This is a genomic window from Kitasatospora sp. HUAS MG31, assembly GCF_040571325.1.
Taxonomy (GTDB): Bacteria; Actinomycetota; Actinomycetes; order Streptomycetales; family Streptomycetaceae; genus Kitasatospora; species Kitasatospora camelliae.
Window position 1 is genome coordinate 4,328,016 of the sequence record NZ_CP159872.1, and the last position, 24,906, is coordinate 4,352,921.

General features: G+C 74.2%; 20 protein-coding genes. 15 read left to right on the forward strand and 5 right to left on the reverse strand.

Annotated elements, in window-relative coordinates; translation table 11 throughout:
- Nucleotides 1-27 precede the first annotated feature (27 nt).
- The 4 genes from ABWK59_RS19670 to ABWK59_RS19685 all read left to right on the forward strand — a co-directional run bounded on the left by ABWK59_RS19670 (nucleotide 28) and on the right by ABWK59_RS19685 (nucleotide 7,303).
- On the forward strand, nucleotides 28-813 hold the full coding sequence (locus ABWK59_RS19670) for an aminoglycoside N(3)-acetyltransferase (protein ID WP_354641908.1): 786 nt from the start codon (nucleotides 28-30) through the stop codon (nucleotides 811-813).
- A gap of 112 nt (nucleotides 814-925) precedes the next feature.
- Nucleotides 926-2,167 (forward strand): TIR-like protein FxsC, encoded by a 1,242-nt coding sequence (locus tag ABWK59_RS19675; protein ID WP_354641909.1) that lies wholly within the window; start codon nucleotides 926-928, stop codon nucleotides 2,165-2,167.
- 86 nt (nucleotides 2,168-2,253) lie between these two features.
- Nucleotides 2,254-6,261, forward strand: coding sequence for an FxSxx-COOH system tetratricopeptide repeat protein (gene fxsT, locus ABWK59_RS19680; protein ID WP_354641910.1), 4,008 nt, complete (start codon nucleotides 2,254-2,256; stop codon nucleotides 6,259-6,261).
- 94 nt (nucleotides 6,262-6,355) lie between these two features.
- Nucleotides 6,356-7,303, forward strand: coding sequence for a 2-hydroxyacid dehydrogenase (locus ABWK59_RS19685; protein WP_354641911.1), 948 nt, complete (start codon nucleotides 6,356-6,358; stop codon nucleotides 7,301-7,303).
- Between the two features lie 72 nt (nucleotides 7,304-7,375).
- Here the strand turns inward: ABWK59_RS19685 and ABWK59_RS19690 are convergent, their stop codons facing one another.
- The 3 genes from ABWK59_RS19690 to ABWK59_RS19700 all read right to left on the reverse strand — a co-directional run bounded on the left by ABWK59_RS19690 (nucleotide 7,376) and on the right by ABWK59_RS19700 (nucleotide 10,094).
- On the reverse strand, nucleotides 7,376-8,251 hold the full coding sequence (locus ABWK59_RS19690) for an alpha/beta fold hydrolase (protein WP_354645020.1): 876 nt from the start codon (nucleotides 8,249-8,251) through the stop codon (nucleotides 7,376-7,378).
- A 25-nt stretch (nucleotides 8,252-8,276) separates the two neighbouring features.
- Entirely contained in the window at nucleotides 8,277-9,257 is a 981-nt protein-coding gene (locus tag ABWK59_RS19695) for a DUF4231 domain-containing protein (RefSeq protein WP_354641912.1), read from the reverse strand.
- A gap of 87 nt (nucleotides 9,258-9,344) precedes the next feature.
- Nucleotides 9,345-10,094, reverse strand: a complete 750-nt coding sequence (locus ABWK59_RS19700) for an SIS domain-containing protein (protein WP_354641913.1) — start codon at nucleotides 10,092-10,094, stop codon at nucleotides 9,345-9,347.
- A 198-nt stretch (nucleotides 10,095-10,292) separates the two neighbouring features.
- On the opposite strand from ABWK59_RS19700, the gene ABWK59_RS19705 reads away from it, so the two are divergent.
- Complete coding sequence (locus ABWK59_RS19705; protein ID WP_354641914.1) at nucleotides 10,293-10,985, forward strand: metal-dependent transcriptional regulator; 693 nt, start codon at nucleotides 10,293-10,295, stop codon at nucleotides 10,983-10,985.
- A gap of 607 nt (nucleotides 10,986-11,592) precedes the next feature.
- Here ABWK59_RS19705 and ABWK59_RS19710 read toward each other — a convergent pair.
- Nucleotides 11,593-12,297: a bifunctional DNA primase/polymerase gene (locus tag ABWK59_RS19710; protein ID WP_354641915.1), complete on the reverse strand. Its 705-nt coding sequence runs from the start codon at nucleotides 12,295-12,297 to the stop codon at nucleotides 11,593-11,595.
- A 309-nt stretch (nucleotides 12,298-12,606) separates the two neighbouring features.
- Here ABWK59_RS19710 and ABWK59_RS19715 point away from each other — a divergent pair, with 309 nt between their 5' ends.
- Together ABWK59_RS19715 and ABWK59_RS19720 are read left to right on the forward strand one after the other, a co-directional pair.
- A complete protein-coding gene (locus ABWK59_RS19715) occupies nucleotides 12,607-13,983 on the forward strand; it encodes a transcriptional regulator (RefSeq protein WP_354641916.1) in 1,377 nt (458 codons plus the stop codon).
- Nucleotides 13,984-14,122: 139 nt separating this feature from the next.
- Nucleotides 14,123-15,337, forward strand: a complete 1,215-nt coding sequence (locus tag ABWK59_RS19720) for a hypothetical protein (protein WP_354641917.1) — start codon at nucleotides 14,123-14,125, stop codon at nucleotides 15,335-15,337.
- 279 nt (nucleotides 15,338-15,616) lie between these two features.
- Here ABWK59_RS19720 and ABWK59_RS19725 read toward each other — a convergent pair whose 3' ends face one another.
- Nucleotides 15,617-16,912: an ABC transporter substrate-binding protein gene (locus tag ABWK59_RS19725; RefSeq protein WP_354641918.1), complete on the reverse strand. Its 1,296-nt coding sequence runs from the start codon at nucleotides 16,910-16,912 to the stop codon at nucleotides 15,617-15,619.
- Between the two features lie 196 nt (nucleotides 16,913-17,108).
- On the opposite strand from ABWK59_RS19725, the gene ABWK59_RS19730 reads away from it, so the two are divergent.
- From ABWK59_RS19730 to ABWK59_RS19765, 8 genes are all read left to right on the forward strand, one after another.
- A complete protein-coding gene (locus ABWK59_RS19730) occupies nucleotides 17,109-17,615 on the forward strand; it encodes an SCO4402 family protein (RefSeq protein ID WP_354645021.1) in 507 nt (168 codons plus the stop codon).
- Nucleotides 17,616-17,803: 188 nt separating this feature from the next.
- Nucleotides 17,804-18,670: a formyltetrahydrofolate deformylase gene (gene purU, locus ABWK59_RS19735; protein ID WP_354641919.1), complete on the forward strand. Its 867-nt coding sequence runs from the start codon at nucleotides 17,804-17,806 to the stop codon at nucleotides 18,668-18,670.
- Nucleotides 18,671-19,169: 499 nt separating this feature from the next.
- On the forward strand, nucleotides 19,170-19,628 hold the full coding sequence (locus ABWK59_RS19740; protein WP_354641920.1) for an ATP-binding protein: 459 nt from the start codon (nucleotides 19,170-19,172) through the stop codon (nucleotides 19,626-19,628).
- A 379-nt stretch (nucleotides 19,629-20,007) separates the two neighbouring features.
- Entirely contained in the window at nucleotides 20,008-21,288 is a 1,281-nt protein-coding gene (locus ABWK59_RS19745) for an MFS transporter (protein ID WP_420492932.1), read from the forward strand.
- 49 nt (nucleotides 21,289-21,337) lie between these two features.
- Nucleotides 21,338-22,654, forward strand: a complete 1,317-nt coding sequence (locus ABWK59_RS19750; RefSeq protein WP_420492933.1) for an MFS transporter — start codon at nucleotides 21,338-21,340, stop codon at nucleotides 22,652-22,654.
- Between the two features lie 11 nt (nucleotides 22,655-22,665).
- Nucleotides 22,666-23,196, forward strand: coding sequence for a GNAT family N-acetyltransferase (locus ABWK59_RS19755; RefSeq protein ID WP_354641923.1), 531 nt, complete (start codon nucleotides 22,666-22,668; stop codon nucleotides 23,194-23,196).
- Between the two features lie 196 nt (nucleotides 23,197-23,392).
- A complete protein-coding gene (locus tag ABWK59_RS19760) occupies nucleotides 23,393-23,728 on the forward strand; it encodes a DUF4229 domain-containing protein (RefSeq protein WP_354641924.1) in 336 nt (111 codons plus the stop codon).
- A gap of 11 nt (nucleotides 23,729-23,739) precedes the next feature.
- Nucleotides 23,740-24,795: a LacI family DNA-binding transcriptional regulator gene (locus ABWK59_RS19765; RefSeq protein WP_354641925.1), complete on the forward strand. Its 1,056-nt coding sequence runs from the start codon at nucleotides 23,740-23,742 to the stop codon at nucleotides 24,793-24,795.
- The last annotated feature ends 111 nt before the right edge of the window (nucleotides 24,796-24,906 follow it).

A 24,906-nucleotide genomic window follows, 5' to 3' on the forward strand; every position in this document is an offset into this window, starting at 1 on the left:
CCCCGTCCCCGGCCGCTGGAGGTCCCTTTGATCACCCAGGCGGAGCTGGTCGCCGATCTCCGCGCGTCGGGCGTGCGGGAGGGGGAGACCCTCCTCGTCCAGTCCTCCACCCGGGCGATCGGGCCGGTGGCGGGCGGCTCGGCGGCGGTCGTCGCGGCCCTGCTGGAGGCCCTCGGCCCCACCGGGACCCTGGTGGTCTACACGGCGACCCCGGAGAACTCCGACACCTCGCCGCTGCACCACCGGGCCATCGCCGGGCTGGACCCCGAGGGGGTGCGGCGGTTCCGGGCGGCGATGCCCGCCTTCGACCCGGCCCGCACCCCCGCCTCGCCCACCATGGGCCGGATCGCCGAGGAGGTCCGGCTGCACCCAGGCGCGGTGCGCAGCGCCCACCCGCAGACCTCCTTCGCCGCGGTCGGACCGGCCGCCGAGCGGATCACCGCCGGCCACCCGCTCCGGAGCCACCTGGGCGAGGACTCCCCGGTCCACCGGCTCTACCGGGACCGGGCCCGCGCCCTGCTGGTCGGCGTCCCGGTCTGGTGCTGCACCCCGCTCCACCTGGCCGAGTACTGGCAGCCGGACCGGGAGCCGCAGACCTACGGCTGCGTGGTCCGGGGCGCGGACGGCGCGCCGGTCTGGGAGCACTTCCGGGGACTGCGACTGTCGGACGCCCACTTCGCGGCGGTCGGTGAGGAACTGGCCCGGCTGGAGAGCCTGCGGCACGGGCGGCTGGGGGAGGCCCACTGCTTCCTGCTGCCGATCCGGGACGCCGTGGAATGCGCCGACAAGTGGCTGCGGAACCGGCCTGCTTGACCGCGACACGCCCGGCCGGGCGGTACGCCCTATTCCATTGGGGAACCCGCGCTTCCTACACTTGAGACTCCTGCGGGGGAGCAGGTGGCGGGCGGTCTCGGGGGAGGCGCGTGTGAACAGCCCGGCGGGCAGGGGCAAGGACTCGGCCAGGCCGTACTTCTTTCTCAGCTACGCGCACACGCCGAGGATCAACCCCCGCGCCGCGGACCCCAACCTCTGGGTGGCCAAGCTCTACCAGGACCTCTGCGAGGCGATCCTCCAGATCACCGACGCGCCCGCGGGCCACCCCATCGGCTTCATGGACCGCTCGATGCACCAGGGGCAGAAGTGGGCCGAGCGGCTCTCCCGCGAGCTGTCCGGCTGCCGGGTGTTCGTCCCGCTGTACTCGCCGCGCTACTTCAAGAGCGAGGCCTGCGGCAAGGAATGGCATCTGTTCACCCGCCGCTCGGTCTACCAGCGCCGGCCCGGCGCCGAGCGGATGACCGGGATCGTGCCCGCGCTGTGGGTCTCCATGGAGCACTACACGCTGCCCCGGGTGGCCAGTGAACTCCAGTTCAGCCACGACAGCTTCGGCGCCGACTACGCCGCCGAGGGCCTGTACGCGCTGATGAAGATCGCCTCCTACAGCTCCCAGTACGCCACCGCCGTGCTGCGGCTGGCGCAGCGGATCGTCGACGTGGCCGACCAGACGGTCATCCCGGTGACCCAGCCGCTGGACTTCGAGTCCTCGCCCTCCGCCTTCGACCCGCCCGAGCCCACCGACCGGGTGCGGATCTCCGTCTTCTCCTACCGCCAGCCGGAACTGCCGCCGACCAGGAGCGCCACCTGCTACGGCGAGCGGCGCACCGACTGGCAGCCGTTCCGGCCGCCCTCCGGCCGCCCGCTCGCCGAGGACGCCGCCGACGTGGCCCGGAACATGGGCTTCCAGCCCACCGTCCACGAGTTCGAGGAGGAGGCGGAGAACCTGCTGGCCGCCGACCGCCCCGCCGGGCCCAGCGTCCTGCTGGTCGACCGGTGGGCCTTCCTCGACAGCCAGCGCGCCGAGACGGTACGCCGGCTGGACCGCCGCAACCTCGGCTCGGTGAGCATCCTGGAGCCCTGGAACCGCGAGGACCAGCAGTGCCGGGACAACGAGCGGATGCTCAACGACCTCGGCGACACCGTCCTCACCGTCAGCCGCGGCAGCCGGCGCAAGCCCAGCCTGCGCGGCGACGCCGTCGGCGGCAGCCCCGGCAACCTCGACGACTTCCGCGGCGAGCTGGAACGCGCGGTGATGCGCGCCAGCACCGCGTACGAGCAGGAGACCGCTCGGCCGGAGCCGCCCCAGCACCGAAGACCCAGCATCGGCAGATGAGTTCGGCACCACACCGGACGGTCGGGACCCCGTCCGGTGGCACGGAGCGCGCACCACGGAGGACGCGTCTGGGGGAGGGAACCGTCATGACCGAGAGGCCGTCCAGGAACCAGCAGGTCCTCGTCCGCCGCCGCGAGACGGCGGCCGAGGACCGGCAGGGCCGGATCGTCACCTTCTACTCGTACAAGGGCGGCACCGGGCGCACCATGGCCCTGGCCAACACCGCCTGGATCCTGGCCGCCAACGGCTACCGGGTGCTCACCGTCGACTGGGACCTGGAGGCGCCCGGCCTCGGCCAGTTCTTCCGCCCCTTCCTCAACCCCGAGGTGGTCGCGGCCACCACCGGCATCATGGACCTGTTCGCCGACTACCTCGACGAGGCCCGCCGCCCGGTCGAGCGCGACCCCGAGTGGTACGAGGACTTCGCCCGGATCCACCCGCACGCCATCTCGCTGGCCTGGCAGCACTTCCCCGGCGGCGGCCGGATCGACCTCGTCCCGGCCGGCCAGCAGAACCGCGACTACTCCGGCTCCTCCTCCCGCATCGACTGGGACCTGCTCTACGAGCGCTACGACGGCCAGCGGTTCATCCAGGCCCTGCGCGCCGACATGAAGCGCCGCTACGACTACGTGCTGATCGACAGCCGCACCGGCCTCACCGACACCGCCGACATCTGCACCGTCGAGATGCCCGACGACCTGGTGGTCTGCTTCACCCTCAGCGACCAGTCCATCGACGGCGCCTCCCGGATCGCCCGGGTCATCGAGGACCGCTACGGCGACCGCGGCATCCGGATCCTGCCCGTGCCGATGCGCATCGACGAGGGCGAGAAGGAGAAGGCCGACGCCGGCCGGGCCCTCGCCCGGATCAAGTTCGCCGGCCTGCCCACCGGCCTCGGCGAACCCGAACTCGCCCGCTACTGGGCCGGGGTGGAGATCCCGTACCGGCCGTTCTACGCCTACGAGGAGATCCTCGCCCCGTTCGGCGACCAGCCCGGACTGCCCGGCTCGATGCTCGCCGCCTGCGAACGGCTCACCCGCGAGATCACCCAGAACCGGGTGGCCGGACTGCCCGTGATGCCCGAGGACCTGCGGCTGCGGCACCTCGACGGCTTCGTCCGGCGCCGCCCCACCGCCCCCGCCGACCTCTACCTCAGCTACGTGCCCGAGGACCGCGCCTGGGCCGACTGGATCTCCTCGGTGCTCACCGGAGCCGGCTTCCGGGTCGTCCCCCGGGACGCCGGCGCCGGCGCCAACCCCCGCTCCTCCACCGAGCGCGGCATCGACTCCGCCTACCGCACCGTCGCCCTGCTCTCCGCCGCCTACCTCCAGTCGCCGCAGGCACAGGCACTGTGGGACCGCACCGTGCTCTCCGACCCGGCCGGCGCCAGACGGCAGCTGATCCCCGTCCGGGTCAGCGACGTCCGCCTCAACGCCCCGTACAACAGCCGCAACCCGGTCGACCTGATCGGCCGCGACGAGCAGCAGGCCGCGCTCACCCTGCTCCGCGCCCTCGGCCGCACCGAGGCCGAACTGCCCGAGCGCAGCCCCGGCGCCCCCCGCTTCCCCGGCACCAAGCCCACCTACTGGGAGGTGCCGCAGCGCAACCACTCCTTCACCGGCCGGGTCCAGGTCCTCGACGACCTCCGCGCCCAGCTCGCCGGCGGCACCACCGCCGTCCTGCCCCCGCCGCAGACCCTCTACGGCCTCGGCGGCGTCGGCAAGACCCAGGTCGCCCTGGAGTACGCCCACCGCTACATGTCGCACTACGACCTGGTCTGGTGGATCGACGCCGAGCAGACCGAGAACGTCGTCGTCGACCTCGCCGAACTCGCCGCCCGGCTCGGCCTGCGCGTCGGCGACAGCATGAACGAGGCCGCCCAGGCCGCCCGCGACGCCCTCCGCCAGGGCATCCCCACCCCCAACTGGCTGCTCATCTTCGACAACGCCGACGAGCCCGCCCAGATCCGCCGCTACTTCCCCGACGGCCCCGGCCACATCCTGGTCACCTCCCGCAACCAGGGCTGGTCCGGCCAGGCCGGGGTGCTCAGCGTAGACGTCTTCGACCGGGTGGAGAGCGTCGACCACCTCACCCGCCGGGTCCGCGGCCTCAGCCGCCAGGACGCCGACCGGGTCGCCGAGGCCGTCGGCGACCTCCCGCTCGCCGTCGAAGTCGCCGCCGCCTGGCTGGAGACCACCCGCACCCCGGTGGAGTCGTACGTCAACCAGCTCAAGGCCGAGGCCACCAAGGTCCTCGCCGCCGGCGAGACCCCGGTCGACTACCCCACCCCCGTCGGCCTCACCTGGAACGTCTCCATCGCCCGGCTCCGCGACCAGTCGCCCGCCGCCGTCCGCCTCCTCGAACTCTGCGCCTTCTTCGCCCCCGAACCCATCTCCCTGCGGCAGTTCTTCTTCTCCGAGCAGATGCGGCTCGCCCTCGTCCCGTACGACGACGAGCTCACCGACACCTTCCTGCTCGGCAAGGTGCTCCGCGCGGTCAGCCGGTACGCCCTCGCCAAGACCGACGCCGGCAGCGACAGCTTCCAGGTCCACCGGCTCGTCCAGGCCGTGGTCCGCAGCGGCATGACCGAGGCCGAACGCAACCTCGCCATGCACCAGGTCCACCGCATCCTGGTCAGCGCCCGGCCCCCGCGCGGCGACACCGACGACCCCGCCAACTGGCCCACCCTGGAGAAGATCTGGCCGCACCTGACGCCCTCCCGCGCCCAGGACTGCGACGAACGCGACGTCCGCGAGCTGCTCATCGACCGCGTCCGCTACCTGTGGAAGCGCGTCGACCTCGACCAGGCCCTGCAGCTCGGCCGCCAGCTGGACGCCTCCTGGAGCGTCCGCTCCGAGGTCGAGCCCGACCTGGCCGAACAGCGCATCTGGCGGCGGCAGGTCCTCAGCCTCCGGCTCCAGATCGCCAACGTCCTGCGCTCCAAGGGCTCCTACACCGAGGCCCTCGCCCTCAACCAGGCCACCCTGGTCGGCCAGCGCGAACTCCTCGGCGAGCACCACCCGTACACCCTGATGACCGCCAACTCGATGGCCGCCGACCTGCGGTACCTCAACCGCTTCCAGGAGGCCCTCACCCTCGACCAGGACACCTACAACCAGTTCGTCGAACTCTTCGGCGAGGACGACCCGCGCACCCTCGCCGTCGCCAACAACCTCGCCATCGACCACCGCCTGATCGGCAACAGCCAGGCCGCCCACGACCTCGACCAGGACACCTTCGAACGCAACCTGGTGGTCCGCGGCCCGCTCCACCCCTACACCCTCGCCAGCAAGGGCAACCTCGCCCGCGACCGCCGCGAACTCGGCGACTACAAGAGCTCGGTGGAACTCCTCCGCGAGGTCACCGAGGCCTTCGCCGACCTCCCGCAGAGCGACCTCCCCGAGGACCTGCGCAACTGCAAGTCCCTCGCCGTCTCGCTCCGCCGCGCCGGCGCCTACACCGAGGCCCGCGACCTCACCGAACGCACCTACCAGCGCTACCTCGACCTGTTCGGCCCAGACTTCGCCGACACCCTCGCCTGCCGGCTCAACCTCGCCGCCGACCTCAGCGCCGCCGGCGACAAGGAGACCGCCCGCGACATCGCCGCCGACTCCTACGAGGGCCACAAGCGGCTGCTCGGCGAGGAGCACCCCTTCACCTACGCCTGCGAGAACAACCTCGCCATCTACCTGCGCGGCAGCGGCGACCTCGCCGGCGCCGTCCACCACGGCGAACAGGCCCTGGCCGGCCTGACCCGCGGCCTCGGCGAGGACCACCCCTTCACCCTCAACGCCACCATCAACCTCGCCAACACCTACGCCGAGAACCGGCAGATCGCCGAGGCCGAACAGCTCGGCCGCGCCGCCTACGAGGGACTCGCCACCCGGTACGGGCCCACCCACCCCGACGCGCTGGTCTGCCAGGCCAACCTGGCCGTCACCCTGCGGTCCGCCGGCCGGCGCGGCGAGGCCGAGAACCTGCGCAGCCAGGCCATCGCCGCCCTGGTCGAACTCTTCGGCGAGGACCACCCCACGGTGATCGCCGCCCGCAGCTGGCAGCGCACCAACCGCGACCTGGAGCCGCAGCCCATGTGATCGACCGTGCGCCCCGTGCTCGTGCGCCCCGTGCTCGTGACGCGGGGCCCACGGGGCGCATGGGCCGGCAGGGGCTTCGGCTAGCGTGGGCGCCATGCAGCCCCCCGTCCTCGTCACCCGCCGGCTCGCCCCCGGCGTCGCCGAACGTCTCGGCGACCTGGCCACCGTCCACGACAGCGAGCAGCCGCTGCCCCGGGCGGAGCTGCTCCGCGCCGTCCACGGCCGCACGGCCGTGATCACCACCCTGGACGACACGGTCGACGCCGAGTTCCTCGACGCCGCCGGGCCCGCGCTGCGGATCGTCGCCAACCACGCCGTCGGCACCCACAACATCGACCAGGCCGCCTGCGCCGCCCGCGGCGTCCACGTCAGCAACACCCCCGGCGTCCTCACCGGCGCCACCGCCGACATGGCGTGGGCCCTGCTGCTGGCCGCCGCCCGCCGCCTCGGCGAGGGCGAGCGGCTGCTGCGCTCCGGCACCCCCTGGGCCTGGGCCCCCACCTTCATGCTCGGCCAGGAACTCGCCGGCACCCCGCTGGGCATCCTCGGCATGGGCCGGATCGGCCGCGCGGTGGCCCGCCGGGCCACCGGCTTCGACATGCCGGTCAGCTACCACAACCGCACCCGGCTGCCCGAGTCCGAGGAGCAGGGCGCGACGTGGCGGCCGCTGGACGACCTGCTCGCCGAATCCGGGATCCTGGTGGTGACCTGCCCGTTCACCGCCGCCACCCGGCACCTGTTGAACGCCGAACGGATCGCCCGGCTGCCCCGCGGCGCCGTCCTGGTCAGCATGACCGCCGGCGTGGTGGACGAGGCGGCGCTGGCCGCCGCCCTGGAGAACGGCCACCTGTTCGCCGCCGCGGTCGACAACTTCGAACGCGAGCCGCGGGTCGACCCGGCCCTGCTCGCCCAGGAGCGGGCCGTCCTCGCCCCGCACCTCGGCAGCGCCACCGTCCGCACCCGGCAGGCCATGGGCGACCTCGCGGTGGACAACGTGCTCGCCGTTCTCGACGGCAAGGACCCGGTCACCCCGCTCGGCTGACCCGGGCCACCGCCGCCCGCCGGGGCGACGGCACCGCCCGCCGACGCCACCGCCGCCCGTCCGGCGGGGCCGTCACCCCGCCGGTGCCGTCGCCCCGGCCGCCGCCCAGCGGATCGCCTCGGCCAGCTCCTTGAACGCGCCGAAGTGCGCAGCCCCCGGCTCCAGGTACAGCTCGGCGCCCGGGATGCGGTCGGCCAGCCAGCGCGAGTGCGAGACCGGCGAGAACTGGTCGTCCGCGCCGTGCCACAACCGCACCGGCACCCCGATCGACTCCACCGCGAACCCCCAGCCCGCGAGGAACGCCATCACGTCGTCGATCCAGCCGTCCGCGCCGTACCGGAACGCCTGCCGGTAGGTGGACAGCAGCATCCGCCGGACCCCGGCGTCCGCCACCACCGTGCGGTCGGTCGGGGGCAGCTCCGGCACCAGGTCCCGGATCAGCCGCGCCGGATCGCGCCGGATCAGCCGGGACCGCAGCTGGAACGGCCGGTCGATCCGCGGCTGCCCCAGCTCCGCCCGCCGGTACTCCCGCACGTTGGACGCGGTCATCCCGGCGTACCAGTCGAGCCCCTCCGCGTCCCGCGGCGCCGGACTCACCAGCACCGCCGCCCGGGTCACTCGCTCCGGCAGCAGCGCCGCGCAGGCCAGCGCGTGCGGCCCGCCGCCGGACCGCCCCACCACCGCGAACCGGCCCAGTCCCAGCTCGTCCGCGATCGCCGCCACGTCCTCCGCCGCCGCCGCCACCCGCCGCCCCGGCAACCGCGCGGAGTCCCCGTACCCCGGCCGGTCGAAGGAGACCAGCCGCACCCGCATCAGCGACAGCACCTTGCCGCGCGGCGCCGGACCGACCCGGCTGCCCGGCGTGCCGTGCAGCAGGAAGACCGGCCTCCCGCCGGGATCCCCCGAGGTATCGACCGCCAGCAGCCGCCCGCCCGCCGCCTCGACCATGCGTGTCGCCAAGCCGACCTCCAGGTCAGTTCGGGATGTCCAGGCTGCGCACCTCGCGCCGCGCCTGCCAGGTCGTGTGCTCCCGGGAGATCGCGTCCTCGGAGTCCCGCGCCAGCCGGGCCCAGATCTCCTCCGCGTCCTCCGAGCTCAGGTCCAGCCGGGCCAGCTGGACCTCCACCTTCGCCAGCTCCGCCGCCGCCAGCGTGTACGCCGCCGCCTGCGGCCGGTACTGCCGCAGCTGCGCCCAGGCCGTCACCGAGGCCGCCACCGCGGACACCGCGCCCAGCGCGTCGAAGGAGAACACCCCGAGCGCCCGCAGCACCGCCAGCAGCAGCCCCGCCAGCGGCAGCACGATCGCCAGCCGCCCGGCCCGGCGCGAGGCGTTCCGGCAGTACAGCGCCTTGGTCTGGTACCAGTCCCGCTGCGTCCGCACCCGCTCCCGGACGTACACCTCGCGGCGCACCGACAGCGGCTCCGCGCGCAGCTGCTCCATCCGCTCGGTGATCTGCGGGTGCCGGGCCGGCGCCCGCCAGCCGGACAGCTCGGCCGACATCTCGGCCATCCCCGGGATCACCTGCGCGGTGTCGAACTCGCCGAGCAGCCCGTCGAGCTGCATGCCGTAGAGCCGCTCCGCGTCGGGGAGCTTGCGCGGCGGCGGCTGGTACGAGTCGGCCCGCACGGCGTACTTCCACACCAGGGTCTTGACCGACTCGGCCACCGCCCGGCCGTCGTACCAGAGCCGCTGCGGGTTCTGCCAGGCCACCATGGCGGCCATGAACAGGGCGCCCAGGTACGCGACGGCGGCCCCCCAGGCCCAGGCCGCGCCGTCCGCCGAGCCGGTCACCGCGGCGATCACCAGCAGCAGCAGCTCCCAGCGGGAGAGGGTCACCGCCCGGTACTGGCCCTGTAACGAGGCCGAGTCGGCCGCCCAGAACAGCCGCGGCAGCAGGTCCTGCTCCCTGACCCAGCCGATCGAACGCCCGACCCCGCCCGCCCCAGCAGCCATGCCGACCCCCGTCGCCGCCGAACCCACGTCCGAACCAGCCTTCCCCGCAAGGGAGATGGCCAATCGTGGACGGACGGTCCAGGTGTGCTACCAGGAGTAGTAGATCCGGTCGGCGTTGTCGGCCATCGCCTTGGCGTTCCACTCGGTGCCGCCGTCCACGTTCCCCGAGCGGAACAGCGGCGGGGTGACGCCCCGGTCGGCCAGCTTGCCGATCGCCGAGGCCACCACCGCCTGCATCAGCGCGCTGGTGACGATCGTGGACACCGACCCGAACGGCGCCCCCGCCCCCGGGTGGGACAGCTCGCCGTCGCCCACCGCGATCCCGCTGTCCAGGACGAGGTCGCAGTTGTCCTTCAGGTACGTCCCGGAGGGGTGGTTGGCCGAGACCTCGCCCGGATACGCCAGCGAGGTCACCCCGACCACCGTCATCCCGCGGGACCGGGCGTGCCGGGCCAGCTCCACCGGCATCACCTGGCGGCCGGAGAGCGAGATCAGGAAGAGCAGGTCGCCCGCCCGGGCCGGCGTGAGGTCGAGGGTCGCGGTGGCCAGCCCGGAGACCCGCTCCAGGGCGCTGCCCAGCGGGGCGGGCATCACGTTGACCCCGGTCATGCCCGGCACGTTCAGCAGGTTGATCACCACCAGGCCGCCGGCCCGGTACACCACGTCCTGCGCGGCCAGCGAGGAGTGGCCGGCACCGAAGACGAAGATCCGCCGATCGCCCTCCACCGCCTCGGCCAGCAGCTCGGCGGCGGTGTCGATGGTCGCCGCCTCCTCGCCGCGGATCCGTTCCAGGTGGGCCACGGCGGCGTCCAGGTACTGTCCGACCAGGTCGGTCATCGGTTCTCCGTCAGGGGCGGGGCGGCCTGGTGGTCCAGACCGCGCATGGAGAAAGCTACGGGCTGCACCGTGCTGCCTGGGGCGGTCCGCTGTCAACAGGGACGAAAAGAGGCGGGCATACCCGTCCGGCGGCCTCGGTTGTCAGTGCGGTACGTCAGAATTGGCGGTGAGGGACACCGAAGAACGGAGCCAGGGGCGATGTCTGGGCTGATCGACACCACGGAGATGTACCTCCGCACCATTCTGGAGCTGGAGGAAGAGGGCATCACCCCGATGCGCGCCCGGATCGCCGAGCGGCTGGAGCAGAGCGGCCCGACCGTCAGCCAGACGGTCGGCCGGATGGAGCGGGACGGCCTGCTCCAGGTCGCCGAGGACCGGCACCTGGAGCTCACCGCGGAGGGCCGCAAGCTGGCCGTCCGAGTGATGCGCAAGCACCGCATCGCGGAGTGCCTCCTGGTCGACGTGATCGGCCTGGAGTGGGAGCAGGTCCACGAGGAGGCCTGTCGCTGGGAGCACGTGATGAGCGAGACGGTCGAGCGCAAGGTCCTCGCGATGCTCGGCCACCCCACCCAGTCCCCGTACGGCAACCCGATCCCGGGCCTGGACGAGCTGGGCGACGCCAAGGCCGAGGGCGAGGGCTTCGACGCGGGCCTGGTCACCCTGGACACGGTGGCCTCCGGTGGCGACGGCGCCGACGTGGTGGTCCGCCGGATCGGCGAGCCCATCCAGACCGACGGCGACCTGATGCGCACCCTCCGCCGGGCCGGCGTCCGCCCGGGGGCGACCATCAAGGTCTCCGTCGGCGCCGGCGGCGTCCTGGTGGGCAGCGGCGACAGCGCCGCAGAGCTGGGCAAGGACATCGCCGCACACGTCTTCGTCGCCCAGCCGTAGGGGCACCGACCGGCCGTAGAACCATCGCTCCGCCGGAGGGACGTCGCCGACGTCGCTCCGGCAACAGGGCGTTCCCGGCACGGGGCCCGACCGCGGGACACCGGACGAGGGCCCGCCGCCTCTCCGAGCGGCGGGCCCTCGAGGGCCCCCTCCGTCCTCCCCGTCCCCTCCGCCGTGCCACCTGCCGCCCCGAGCAGGCAGGTGACACGGCCCCCTCCGTTTCCCCCCGGCTCCCCCGCCGGCCCCTCCTCACCTCACCGCCCGTTCGGCTTCCCCGTCCGAACCCCTCCCGGCGGCCCCCCGCGCTGCGATCCCCTCCGGCCCCCGGTACCCCGGACGCCTCCGTCCCGGCCTCGCCTCCTCACCCGCTCCGATCCGTCCCCACGGAGGAAATCCTCCCCTCGGCAGATCGCCCCAATCCTTGAGCCCTGTCACCCGTAAGAGCGGCTTTCAGCTGCGACGACCGGGTACACCGATCTCTTATCCGGACATGCGTCTGACGGACCCCGCCCCCGGTGGGGGACAAGGCCCGTCAGATGCGCGCGGGGTGCCGCGCGGTGCGCGCCCTCACCTGTTGGGAGTAGAGCGGCAGAATGGTGACCCCCGTTCAGCGGACGCCCGCGGGCTGGGCCCTGGGCACCCGGGGGGCGGGGGCGTCCCGTCCGCAGGCGTAGGCGAGCGGGTTGATCAGCTCGGCGGCGTCCGGCAGCCAGCGGTTGAGGGCGGACGGCGGCCGGGCCCACTGGGCGAAGCTGTACGGGCCGACCCGGGAGGGCGGCGCCACGATCCAGTCACCCTCCCCACGGGCCGTCAGATCGAGCCGCCCGGCCGCCCAGCCGAGCTTGCGCAGCATCTCCGGCAGCTTCGCCGGCACCCCCGGCAGCACCAGGAAGTGCAGCCGACGCCCGGCCTGCCCCGGAGCCCCCGGGGCGGCCACCACCGGACCGAGCTGGAGGCCCATCCGCTCCATCCGCGCCAGGGCCAGACAGCCCGCCACCTCAGGCACGTCCAGGACGTCGAAGGAGCGTCCGGTGGGCAGCAGGACCGACGCCTCCGGGTTCTCCGTCCACCAGCGGCGCACCACGCCCGGGCCGGCGCTGGCCTTGCGCCGCCAGTCCTCGCCGGCCGGGTGTGCGCCGGGGAGGACGCAGCGCGGCTCACCGCACGAGCAGCGGGCCGGGCCGTCGCCGTCGACCAGCCAGGTGCCGGGGACGACCTCCCAGTGGCGGTCCTCGGCGTAACTGACGGCTTCGATGAGGAGCGGGCTCAGGACCTGCTCGGGGGCTCCGGGGGTGTCTTCCACGTGCTGCACAACTACCGCCGCCGAGTGGGGTTACGGCCGAAGGGGGGCCGGTCGGCGGCCGGTCGGTCCTGTCACCCGCACGAGTGAACCGGGATGGAGCACGCCGCTGTGAGCTGGGGCGGTAACGGGCGCAATGGGGGCGCACAGGGGCATTCAGCAGGGCGCGTGGGGAGTGGATCCGTCACGGTGGGTATTCCGCTTGATGTTGCCGGCTGCGGGCCGGGGGCCACTCTCCCCTGCCTCCCGGTGACAGGCAAGAGTGAGCAGCAGATCGTCGCCTCCCGGCCGGGACCGGGGTGGCGTGGGGAGGCGAAGCCCATGGCCGCGAGACCACTCGTCGCACGAGAGCCCAACGAGCGTTTGCAGCAGCTGATCCAGGAGGCGAGCTGCTCGAACGCGGGCCTCGCCCGCCGGGTCAATCTCTGCGGCGCCGAGCACGGGCTGGACCTGCGCTACGACAAGACCTCCGTCGCCCGCTGGCTACGCGGCCAGCAACCGCGCGGACAGGCACCCGCCGTGATCGCCGAGGCACTGGGCCGCAAGCTCGGGCGCGGCATCACGGTGGACGAGATCGGCATGGCCGACGGCAAGAACCTCAGCTCCGCCGTGGGGCTCCAGTTCGCGCCGAGCCTCGGCGCCGCGCTGGAGCAGATCTGCGAGCTGTGGCGCAGCGACGTCGGCCGCCGCGACTTCCTGGCCGGCGCCACCGTCGCCGCCTCCGCGCTGGTCGAGCCCAGCCGGGACTGGCTGATCACCCCGCCCGATCCGGTGGTCGCCCGGGCCGGCGGCACCCGGGTCGGGATGGCCGACGTGGCCGCGATCCGCGCCACCACCCAGATGCTGGTCGACCTCGACCACCGCTTCGGCAGCGGCCACGTCCGCCCGGTGGTGGTCCACTACCTCAACAGCGTGGTCTCCGGCTTCCTCGGCGGCACGTACCGGGAGGAGACCGGCCGTCAGCTCTTCGGCGCGGTCGCCCGGCTCACCGAACTCGCCGGCTACATGGCCGTCGACACCGGCCAGCCCGGCCTTGCCCAGCGCTACTACATCCAGGCCCTGCGGCTCGCCCAGGCCGCCGACGACCGCGGCTACGGCGGCTACGTCCTCGCCGCCTCCATGAGCCACCTCGCCGCCACCCTCGGCAACCCCCGCGAGATCGCCCAACTCGCCCGCGCCGCCCAGGAGGGCACCCGCGCGGTGGCCACCCCGACCGCGATGGCCATGTTCTACGCCGCCGAGGCCCGCGGCCACGCCCTGCTCGGTGACGCCGTCTCCTGCGAGGCGGTGGCCGACAAGGCCCTCGCCGCCATGGAGCGCCGCAACCCCGCCGACGACCCGGACTGGATCGTCCACTTCGACGACGCCTACCTGGCCGACGAGTTGGCGCACTGCCACCGCGACCTCCAGCAGGGCGAGAAGGCCGAGCGGTACGCCCGTACCGCGCTGGAGCTCCACCCCGCCCACCGGGTCCGCCGGCGCGCGGTCGACCTGGTGCTGCTCGCCACCGCCCAGCTCCAGCAGCGCGACCTGGAACGCGCCTGCGAGACCGGCACCGAGGCGGTCCGGCTGCTCAGCGGGCTGCGCTCCAACCGGGGCGTCGAGTACCTGGACGACTTCCGCACCCGGCTGGAGCCGTTCCGCGGGCACCGGGCGGTCCGCGAGTTCCACGCCAGGATGGACGGGGAGGCCGCCTGAGATCCGTGCCCCTGCCCGCGTAGTCACCCGTGCCGGTCACCCGGTAGCGTGGCCCCGCAGTTGTGGTCCGCCGTCAACGAACGTGCGGGACAACCGAAAGGCCCGGGAGCCCGGGGCCGCGCACAGGTGAGGAAACGCGTTGAGCCAGCGCCGCTCGTATTCCAACTCGAACGACTTCAATCTGGACGACCTCTTCCGGCCGGAGCCCGCCCAGGCTCCGGCCCAGGCGCCCGGGCAGCCCGGCTACCCCGCCCAGCCCGTCCAGCCCGCGTTCACCGAGCAGCCGACCGCCTACCAGCCCCCCGTCGCCCAGCCCGGGCAGCCGCCCGTTCCGCAGCAGCCCGGGCAGAGCGGTGGGCCCGAGTACTGGGGTGCCCCGCCGCAGGCCGCGCCGCCCGTCGCGCCGATGGCCGCACCGGGCGGACCTGACCCCGCCTCCGAGACCCAGTACCTGCCGCCGTACCCCACCGGCGCCCCGTCGGCGGCCCCGGCCGCACCCCCGCAGGCCCCGTACGGCGCCCCGGCCCCGCAGCCGGGGTACGGCGCCGCGCCGCAGAGTTTCGGCGGTCAGGGCTTCCAGCCCGCGCCGCCACCGGCCTTCCCGGCCGCCGACCCGGGCTACCCGGCGGCCCCGCCCGCCCAGCCCGGGTACGCGCCGGCCGGCGCCGGGTACGGCGGGTACCCGGGGGAGCCCCACCCGGGCGGGGGGTCCGGCCGCCCCAACCAGAAGCTGATCATCGGCGGTGTCGCGGCCGGTGTCGTCGCGGCGGGCGTCCTGGTCGCCGTCCTGCTCAGCGGCGGCGACGACGAGAAGGGCCCCACCAAGGCCCCCGCCGCGCAGAGCTCCGCCGCCCCCGCCGACCCCACCGGCGCACCCTCGGGCGACGCGGCCGCCGAACTGAGCCCGGAGGCCAAGGCCCAGGCCCAGGCGCTCGCCGACCTCCTCTCCACCGCCAACGCCAGCCGGCAGTCCGTGGTGTCCGCAGTGACGGCCGTCGGCAAGTGCGACAAGCTGCCGGAGTCCCAGGCCCAGCTCACGGAGGCGGCCGGCCAGCGGACCGACCTGGTGAACAAGCTGGCCGGCCTCAAGCTCGACAAGCTGGACAACGGGCAGCAGCTGGCCGACGCGCTCAAGGCCGCGTGGCAGGCGTCCGCCACCGCCGACACCGAGTACGCCGCCTGGGCCGGCGACGCCATCGCCGACTGCAACGCCGCCAAGACCAACAACCCGCACAACAGGAACGGCAACACCGCCAGCGGCCAGGCCACCACCGCCAAGCGGCAGGCCGCCGGCCTCTGGAACCCCATCGCCACCAAGGCCAAGCTCCCCACCCACTCCGAACAGGACCTCTGACCCGCCCCCCCGCCGGCAGGCTCCTCGCACCCGGCGAGCACATCCGGGGCGCGGGGAACCTAGGCGCGGGCGCCGAACCCCGCCAGGGGCGCGGGGAACTGCGCGAGGTCGGGAGAGGCCGGGCCGCGGTCTCGGCAGGTGGGCCGGGCGGCACCTCGCAGGAGCTCATGACACCCGGTGAACCACTGAGGGGCGCGGGGAACGGCGCGAGGCGGGAGGGCGCGGCGTCGTACCTTCCGTTTCGCGCAGTTCCCCGCGCCCCTGATTCGCCCCGTTGCGTCAGGCCGGGGGCTTGCCGTTGCTGAGGACCCAGCGGACGTCGATGAAGCCCTTGCGCTGTTCGACCAGGCGGCCGCCCTGGACCTGCTGGAAGGTGACCGCGGTGTTCACCAGCCGCGGCGACTCGGCGCTGGGCAGCATGCTGGTGACCCCCCAGCTCAGCGGCGGGGTCGTCCCCCCGGTGTCGATCGGGTCCCCGCTGTCGAGGACGGCCCGCAGGGCCTTGCCGGTCACCGGGCGGTCCTTGCCGACGCGTTCCACCGCCTGCCGGAACACCTCGTACGCGACCCAGGTGGTCTGGACGCCGGGGTCCGCCACGTCGATCGCGGTGCCGCCGTCCCGGTTGCCGCGGACGGTGGCCCGCAGCGGGTCCCACACCTGCGAGGACTCGGCGGGGAACCAGCCGGTGGCGTAGGCGCCGCGGAGCGGTCCGGAGTCGCCGCCGGTGGAGTCCACCACGGACTGCTGGAAGCTGCCGATGACCGAGGCGAGCTGGGTGTTCCTGGCGGCCTGGCGGCGGTAGGGGTCGAGCAGGTTGGAGGTGGGCTCGGCGCCGAGCGCGCTGAGGACGCAGTTGCCGGGCTTGTCCTCGCCGATGGCCCGCTTGGCGATGGTGGTGTAGTCGTTGGACATCTCGGGCGCCTTGAGGTCGGTGACCTTGGTGCTGGTCTGCCGGACGGCGCTGCTGAGGTAGTTGGCGAGGGTGTCGCCGGCCCGGGTGTCCGGGCGGATGAGGGCGATCTGCCGGCACCCGGCCTCGACCAGCTGGCGTCCGCTGCCGGCGATCAGGGCGGGCATGCCGCCGGCCACGGGGTACGAGAGCGGGCTGCTGAACTCGGGGCCGGTGAGGCCGTACCCGCCGAGGTAGGGGATTCCGGCCACCTCCAGGGCGGGCATGAAGTTGCTGCCGTACTGGCTGAAGGAGCCGATCACGGCGACGGCCTTGGCGTCCACCGCCTGGCGGGCGCAGGCGGTGGCGCCGTCCGCGGTGTTGTGCTCGTTGCAGGTGAGCACCCGCAGCCTGCGGCCGGCGATGCCGCCCTTGGCGTTGATCTCGCGGCCGACGGCCTCGGCGAGGGCGGTCATGCCGGGCCGGTCGATGGCGCCGGTGCCGGCGGGGGACCAGGTCATCACGGTGAGCTCGCTGCTGCCGGTGGCGGCGTCCGCCGGCCCCCCGCAGGCGGCCAGGGAGCCGAGGAGGGGGAGCGCCGCGGCGACGAGGGCGGCGGTGCGTGGCCGGCGGCGTCCCCCGAGACCGGTCGGCCGATGGTGGACGGGTGATCCGTTCCGCTTCATCTGTCCTGTCCCTCCCGGAGGACGCGCGACGCGCAGGTCTGGCGTGATCCAGCCTTGACCCGGCCCCGCACGCCGAGAGGGCCGTTCGGCGAACGGCCGGCCAACGCACGAGGAACAGCCGGGGTTGACGCGTGTAGATCGTGAAGGAGCGGAGGACGTGCACGATCGCTTACGATCCCTTTCTGTGTCCGACAGCATGGATTCTCGGTATCGGTCCGCCCGAACCCCTTCTCGAACAGGCCACCGCTCCAGCACGATGGGCGGCATGCCCCTGAACGACCTGCCCTGGTGGCGCTGGCGCGCCCGGCTGCGCTCGGCGCTGCACATGCTGTCCGACCCCGCCTTCCAGCAGGAGACGTGGCTGGCCGGCCGGGACGGCTACGGCGACGTGACCGACGCCGTGTACCGCCTCGTCGAGGACACCTGGCTGGACCGCTGGTCCGCGGAGAAGTACGTCGGCACGATCTTCCGCGACCCGGCCGAGGCCGCGGCGGTCGACGCGGCGGTGCTCCGGGTGCTGCGGATCCTGCACGAGGTCGGCGCGGACGCCCCGGCCGGCCGGTACCTCGGGCACCCGGGCTGGCCGGAGGCGGTCCGGGCGGCCCGCGAGGCGCACGTCCGGCTGGCGGTGAACGACGGCGAGGACCCGGACACCGTGCCGCGCACCCTCGAAGTGCTGCGCATCCTCACCCAGGCGGCCTGAGCGCCCAGGCGGCCTGAGCACCCGGACGGGCGGCCGAGCACCCCGGCGGCCCGAACCGGGGCCCGCCGGGAGGCCGGCCCCGCCCCCGGCGGTCCCGCATCACGGGCAGCGGAGCAGGCGCTCCCCGATCTGTGAAAGGCTGGCCCATCCGCGCCAAGACCTGAGTGACCAGAAACGGGGCCCGCACCGTGGACGAGCAGACCGCCAGTTCCCAGTACGTCCTCACGCTGTCCTGCCCGGACAAGCAGGGGATCGTGCACGCGGTCTCCAGCTACCTCTTCATGACCGGCTGCAACATCATCGACAGCCAGCAGTTCGGCGACGGGGACAGCGGCCTGTTCTTCATGCGGGTGCACTTCTCCGCCGACCATTCGGTCACCGTGGAGAAGCTGCGGGCCAGCTTCGCCGCGATCGGCGCCTCGTTCCGGATGGACTGGCAGATCCACGCGACCACCGAGAAGATGCGGGTGGTCCTGATGGTGTCGAAGTTCGGCCACTGCCTGAACGACCTGCTCTTCCGCACCCGGATCGGCGCGCTGCCGGTGGAGGTCGCGGCCGTGGTCTCCAACCACACCGACTTCCGCGAGCTGACCGAGTCCTACGGCATCCCGTTCCACCACGTCCCGGTGACCAGGGACACCAAGGCGGAGGCCGAGCAGCGGCTGCTGGACCTGGTCGCCGAGCAGGACGTGGACCTGGTGGTGCTGGCGCGCTACATGCAGGTGCTGTCGGACGACCTCTGCAAGGAGCTCTCCGGCCGGGTGATCAACATCCACCACTCCTTCCTGCCCAGCTTCAAGGGCGCCAAGCCCTACCACCAGGCGCACGCCCGGGGCGTGAAGCTGATCGGCGCCACCGCGCACTACGTCACCGCGGACCTGGACGAGGGCCCGATCATCGAGCAGGAAGTGGCCCGGGTGACCCACGACGTGACGCCCGACCAGCTGGTCGCGGTGGGCCGCGACGTGGAGTGCCAGGCGCTGGCCCGCGCCGTGAAGTGGCACAGCGAGCGCCGGGTGCTCCTCAACGGCAACCGGACGGTGGTCTTCACCTGACCCCCGGGGCGGCCGTACGACCCGGGCGTACCGCCCGGACCCGTACCCGCCGACGGTCCCCGTAACCCTTCCGCGGCCCCGCACGCCGCGCTGTCCGGCCGCCGTCCGTTCGACGGCGGCCGGACACATGTTGGAAGGGTTGTTCGCTCGTGGCGACCCCGGGGTTCCCGGCCTTTGGCGGTACCGTCGTTGTGCCCGCACCGGAGCGCGCGACCCGGTCCTGCGAGCACCGGTGCGACGCCCGCCAGGGCGAGCGGGACAGTATGCACCGTGCTGTCCCCCGATCGCTGGAATATGCCCGAAGCGCTTGCTGCGACCTCCCGGCACAACCATCCTGAGGCGTATTCGGGTCGAGCCACGGGCAGTTCTGAGGCCCCGTCCGGCGGGACGTGGCCGGCCGGGCCGACCGACGTGATCCAAGGGCCCCCGCTGCCCGGTCCGGACAGCGGGGACAGTGGCCGAACTGCCGGGCCGATGACCGAGTGCGGGTGGTGGAGCGGTGCAGGTACTTCAGGTGCAACTGGCGATCCAGGCGGACCCGTCCGAGGTGGGCCGGGCCCGGCGGTGGGTCCGCGCGCGACTGCAGGGGAACGGCCTCGACCCGGACGCGCCGGTGGCCGAGACCCTGGTGCTGGTGGTCTCCGAGCTGGTCACCAACGCGGTGGTGCACACCGGCTGCCCGGCCGTGCTGCGGCTCTGCATGCCCCTGGCGGACGGCGGCGAGCCCGCCAAGGTACGGGTCGAGGTCGCCGACTCCAGCGTGGTCGCCCCCGCCCCGCGCCGGGCCGGCTACGACGCGGACGCCACCAGCGGGCGCGGCCTGGAACTGGTCGAGCTGCTCTGCGCCCGCTGGGGCTGGTACCCGGACGGCTCCGGCAAGCGGGTCTGGTGCGAGATCGACCCCGCCGGCCCGGCCGGCTGTCCGGTCGACCAGCCGGCCGCCGTCCTCGCGGTCTGACCGGCGCCGCCCCGGGGCGCGCGGCGCCCCCGTTCCACCACCGCCGCGCTCCCGGCACTCCCCGGCGCGCCGCAACCCTTCAGAATTTCGGACAACCCATTGACGTGACGTATCCGACTGATCACTCTTGGGTGCAGCTTTCCGTTGCGAGGGGACGCCGAGGCAGCTCCGGTGCGGTGCCGGCACAGGGGGTCAGGTGCCCGCCCGTCCGCCCGTGAGCGCTTCCTCGGCGAGTGCGGAGAGCCGGCGTACCGGGGTTTCAGGGCTCGGACGTCCACGACGGATGGCGGTCGTCGTGCCGTGCTCGGGGCGCGTGCGGCGGCCGCCATTCCGGATCGTGGGAAATGACTGGCGCTCCGAGTGGTCTACACCAAAACTGCTGTCCGTGACCCCACCCGAGACCCGGCAGGCCCCCACCCTGCCCCGTGGCGCCGACCCCGCCCCCGCCATCTGGTCGCGCAACTTCCGGCTCTACTTCACCGCCCGCTCCAGCGGCCTGCTCGGCGACGCCATGCTCCCGGTCGCCGTCTCGGCCGGACTGCTCTCCGCCGGCCACCCGCTGGGCACCGTCGGCCTGGCCACCGCCTGCCTGCTCGCCCCCTTCGCCGGTCTGGTGCTGGTCGGCGGCGTGTTGGCCGACCGCTTCACCGCCCGCCGGCTGATGATCGCCGCCGACCTGACCAACCTCGCCACCCGCGTCCTGCTGGCCGTGCTGTTCTTCCGCGGCGTCGACCAGCTCTGGCTGCTCTACGCCCTGCTGGCGCTGGCCGGCACCGCCGCCGCGATGTTCCAGCCCGGCGCCGCCTCCACCGTCCCGCTGGTCTCCCGCGACGTCCAGGGCGCCAACGGCGTGCTGCGGGTCTCCGAGGCCGTCACCGCCCTGCTCGGCCCGGCCCTGGCCGGCCTGCTCGCCGGCGCCGCCGCCACCGGCTGGGTGATGGTGCTCGCCGCCACCACCTACGGCCTCAGCGCCGTCTGCCTGCTGACCCTGCGGCTCGGCCCCGTCCCCGCACCGCCGCCCGGCGACAGCCTCTGGCGCAACCTGGCGACCGGCTGGCACGAATTCCGCTCCCGCAGCTGGATGTGGGGCGTGATCGTGATCTTCATGGCGTTCAGCCTCCTCTCGTTCGGCCCGCTGCTGCCGCTGGCGGCGGGCCTGGTGGTGCCCGAGCACGGCGCCACCGTGTACGGCCTGCTCAACTGCGCCTTCGGGGCCGGCACCGTGCTCGGCGGGCTGGTCGCCATCCGGGTCAAGCCGCTGCGGCCGCTGGCCGGCGGCGCGGTCGCCCTGCTCGCCTTCCCGCTGCCCCAGTTCGCCCTGGCCCTCGACCTGCCCGCCGCCGCGCTCGCCGCCGCCCAGCTCGCCGCCGGAGCCGGCATCACCTTCTGGGGCGTCATGTGGGCCACCAGCGTGCAGACCCAGGTCCCCGGCGAGGTGCTCAACCGGATCCACGCCTACGAGGTGGCCGGCTCGGTCTGCATGGCCCCGGTCGGCGCCGCCCTGGCCGGACCGGCCGCCGACCGGTTCGGCCCGCACTCCGTCCTCGCCGGCGGCGGCGCCGTCGCCCTGCTGGTGGTCGCCGCCCTGCTGCTCAGCCCCCCGATCCGCGGCCTGCGCCGGGTGCCCGACCGGAAGGCGTCCGCGATGGCCCGATCCTGACGAAACCTGGCAGTCCCGGCCCTCGCCGCCTGCCACCCCGGTCAGCAGAATCGGGCAGGTGAACGAACTGACCGTCCAGCGGGCCCCCGCTCCCGCGCCCGCCCGCCGGCCCCGCCTCCACTACGCCTGGGTGGTGGCCGGCGTCGCCCTGCTCGTCCTGGTCGGTGCGGCGGGCTTCCGGTCCGTCCCCAGCCTGATGATGGACACCCTCCACCTGGAGTTCGGCTGGTCCCACGCCACCGTCTCCAGCGCCGTCTCGGTCAACCTCACCCTGTACGGGCTCACCGCCCCCTTCGCCGCCGCCCTGATGGACCGGTTCGGCGTCCGGCTGGTCGTGGTCAGCGCCCTGCTCACCATCGCCACCGGCGCCGGCCTCACCGTGCTGATGACCGAGCCCTGGCAGCTGGTGCTCTGCTGGGGCGTCCTGGTCGGCCTCGGCAGCGGCTCGATGGCCGGCGCCTTCGCCACCACCGTCACCGGCCGCTGGTTCCACGCCCGCCAGGGCCTGGTCACCGGCGTGCTCACCGCCGCCGGCGCCGCCGGCAACCTGGTCTTCATGCCGCTGCTCGCCTGGCTGGTCGAGGAGCACGGCTGGCGCACCGCCGTGGTCGTGGTCTCGCTCGCCGCCAGCGCCGTCGCCGTCCCCGTCCTCCTGCTGATGCGCGAGCGCCCCGCCGACCTCGGCCTCCTCCCGTACGGCGCCACCGAGCAGCCGCCGGCCCCCGCCACCGACGGCAGCGCGGTGCTCCGCTCGCTCCGCGTGCTCCGGGACGCCGCCCGCACCCGGGCCTTCTGGCTGCTGGCCGGGTCCTTCGCGATCTGCGGCGCCACCACCGCCGGCCTGGTCGGCACCCACTTCATCCCCGCCGCCCACGACCACGGGATGCCGGTCGCCACCGCGGCGAGCCTGCTGGCCCTGATCGGCGTCTTCGACATGGTCGGCACCGTGGCCAGCGGCTGGTTCACCGACCGCTTCGACTCCCGCGCGCTGCTGATCGCCTACTACGGCCTGCGCGGCCTCTCCCTGCTCCTGCTGCCGCAGCTGTTCGACGGCTCGCTCAAGCCGCCGATCCTGGCCTTCGTCATCTTCTACGGCCTGGACTGGGTCGCCACCGTCCCGCCCACCATCGCGCTCTGCCGCCGCCACTTCGGCGCCGACGCCCCCGTGGTCTTCGGCTGGGTCCTGGCCTGCCATCAGATCGGCGCCGCCGCCGTCGCCTCCGCCGCCGGCCTGGCCCGCGACCGGCTCGGCGACTACGACGCCTCCTGGTACGCGGCCGGCGCCCTGTGCGCCCTCGCCGTCCTGTTCTGCCTCGCCCTGCGGCCCCGGCCCACCGCGGACACCGCCGCCGTCACGGCCACATAGGCTGAGCGATCATGCCGCTCACCTTCACCCTGGACCCCGACCCCACCCCCGGACTGCTCGCCGAGGTGGTCGCCCTGTGGACCGGGGTCAGCAACGCCGGCGGCGCCGTCGGCTTCGTCCCGCCGGTCACCGAGGACCGGGTCCGCGTCACCGCCGAGAAGCAGTTCGCCGGCGTCGGACCCGGCCGCCCCGACCGGCTGCTGATCGCCCGGGAGACCGCCACCGGGCGGCTGGCCGGCCTGCTGTTCTTCGAGTCCCAGCGCTTCGACCTCCAGGAGCACTGGCGGATGCTCAAGCGGGTCATGGTCCACCCCTCGATGCAGGGCACCGGCTACGGCGCCCGGCTGCTCGCCGAGGCCGAGCGGATCGCCCGCGGATGGGGACTCGACAGCCTCCGGCTCACCGTCCGCGGCGGCACCGGCCTGGAGCGCTTCTACAAGGCCGGTGGCTACGTCGAGGTCGGCCGCGTCCCCCGGTCCATCCGGGTCGCCCCCGGCGACGACCGCGACGAGATCACCATGTGGCTCGACCTCACCGTCTGAACCGCCGCCCGGCCCGGCGCACGGGGGCGCTCCCGGTCCGGCCCCGGGGCCCGCGCGGGCCCGGCGCACGGCGGTGCTCCGGCGCCGCCGGGAGGCGCTCTCCGCCGGACGGGGTAAGGCATGCTTCACTGGAAGGCCGCACCGCCCGTCGTACCAGCGCCCGCCGGCCGACCCGACCAGCAAAGGACGCCCTCCCGTGAGCAGCAAGTCCCACGCCACGCTCCGCTACACCGCCCTGCGGCTCAGCATCTTCCTGAGCTGCCTGCTGGTCGCGCTGGTGCTCGGCCACTACGGGATCATCCCGGTTGCCGGCGGTGCGGGCGTGATCTTCCTGGTGATGCTCGCCGGCCTGGTGTCGGCGCCGATCAGCTACGTGGTGCTGAGCCGGCAGCGCGACGCGATGTCCGCCCAGATCGCGGACAAGGTCTCCGGGATGCGCTTCCGCACCGCCGAGCGGATCGCCGCCCAGAACGCCGAGGAGGACGCCGCGGACGAGGCCGCCCGCGCCTCCGCGGCCGCCCCGCAGGCCTGACCCCGCCCGCCGTGCCCGCCGCGTCCGAGCCCCCGCAGCCCGCCGACGGCCCGGCCGCCGGTCCGCCGCGCGGCCGGACCGGTACGGCGAAGCGCCCCACCGGGCGGGACGTGGCCCGCCTCGCCGGCGTCTCCCAGGCCACCGTCTCCCTCGTCTTCTCCGGTTCCGACGCCGGTCACCGGGTCTCCGAGGCCACCCGCGACCGGATCCGCGAGGCCGCCCGCACCCTCGGCTACCGCCCCCAGGCCGCCGGCCGGCAGCTGCGGCTCGGCCGCAGCGGCATGATCCTGCTCGCCGTCCCCAACCTGCTCGGCCCGTTCTTCGGCCGGGTCCTCACCGGGGTCCACGAGGAGGCCGGAAAGCGCGGCCTGGCCGTGGTGGTCAGCAGCGGCTGGGACAGCGGCACCCTCGCCGACGCCGCCGCGGACGGCCGCTTCGACGGCCTGATCATCTGCAGCCCCGACGACAGCCAGCTCGGCGACCTCCCCGCCGACACCCCTGCCGTCTTCCTCGACGCCGACCCGGCCGGCAACCCGGGCCGCCCCACGGTCGAACTCGACGTGGCCGGCGGCATGCGGGCCGCCGTCGACCACCTGGCCGCCCTCGGACACCGGCGGATCGGCCACCTGCGGTCCACCCACTCCGCGTACACCTTCCGGGTCCGGCAGGCCGCCTTCGAGGCGGCGGTGGCCGACCGGGGCCTGGAGGTCCTCGAACTCGGCGTCACCCTCAACGAGGGCAGCCAGGCCGGGCACACCGCCGCCCGCGAACTCCTCGACCGGGCCGACCGCCCCCGCGCCGTCATCTGCGACGACGACGTGGTCGCCTCCGGCCTCTACCGCGCCGCCGCCGAACTCGGCCTCCGGATCCCCGACGACGTCTCCGTGGTCGGCATGGACAACATCCCGGTCGCCGAACTCCTCGCCCCGCCCCTCACCACCGTCGACCTCCCCGGCGAGGCCCTCGGCCGCACCGGCGTCACCGCCCTCGCCGCCCTCCTCCGGGGCACCCCGGCGACCCCGGTCCCCCCGCTGCCGACCAGGTTCGTGCCCCGGGCCTCCACCTAGCGAGGGCGTGCCCGGCCGCGGGGGTCCGGCGGAGCTCCGCCGGGGCGCCGGAAAAAATCTTCGGAACGACCTGCAACCCCGCCGGGGGATGGACGTCCATCAGAGTGAGAG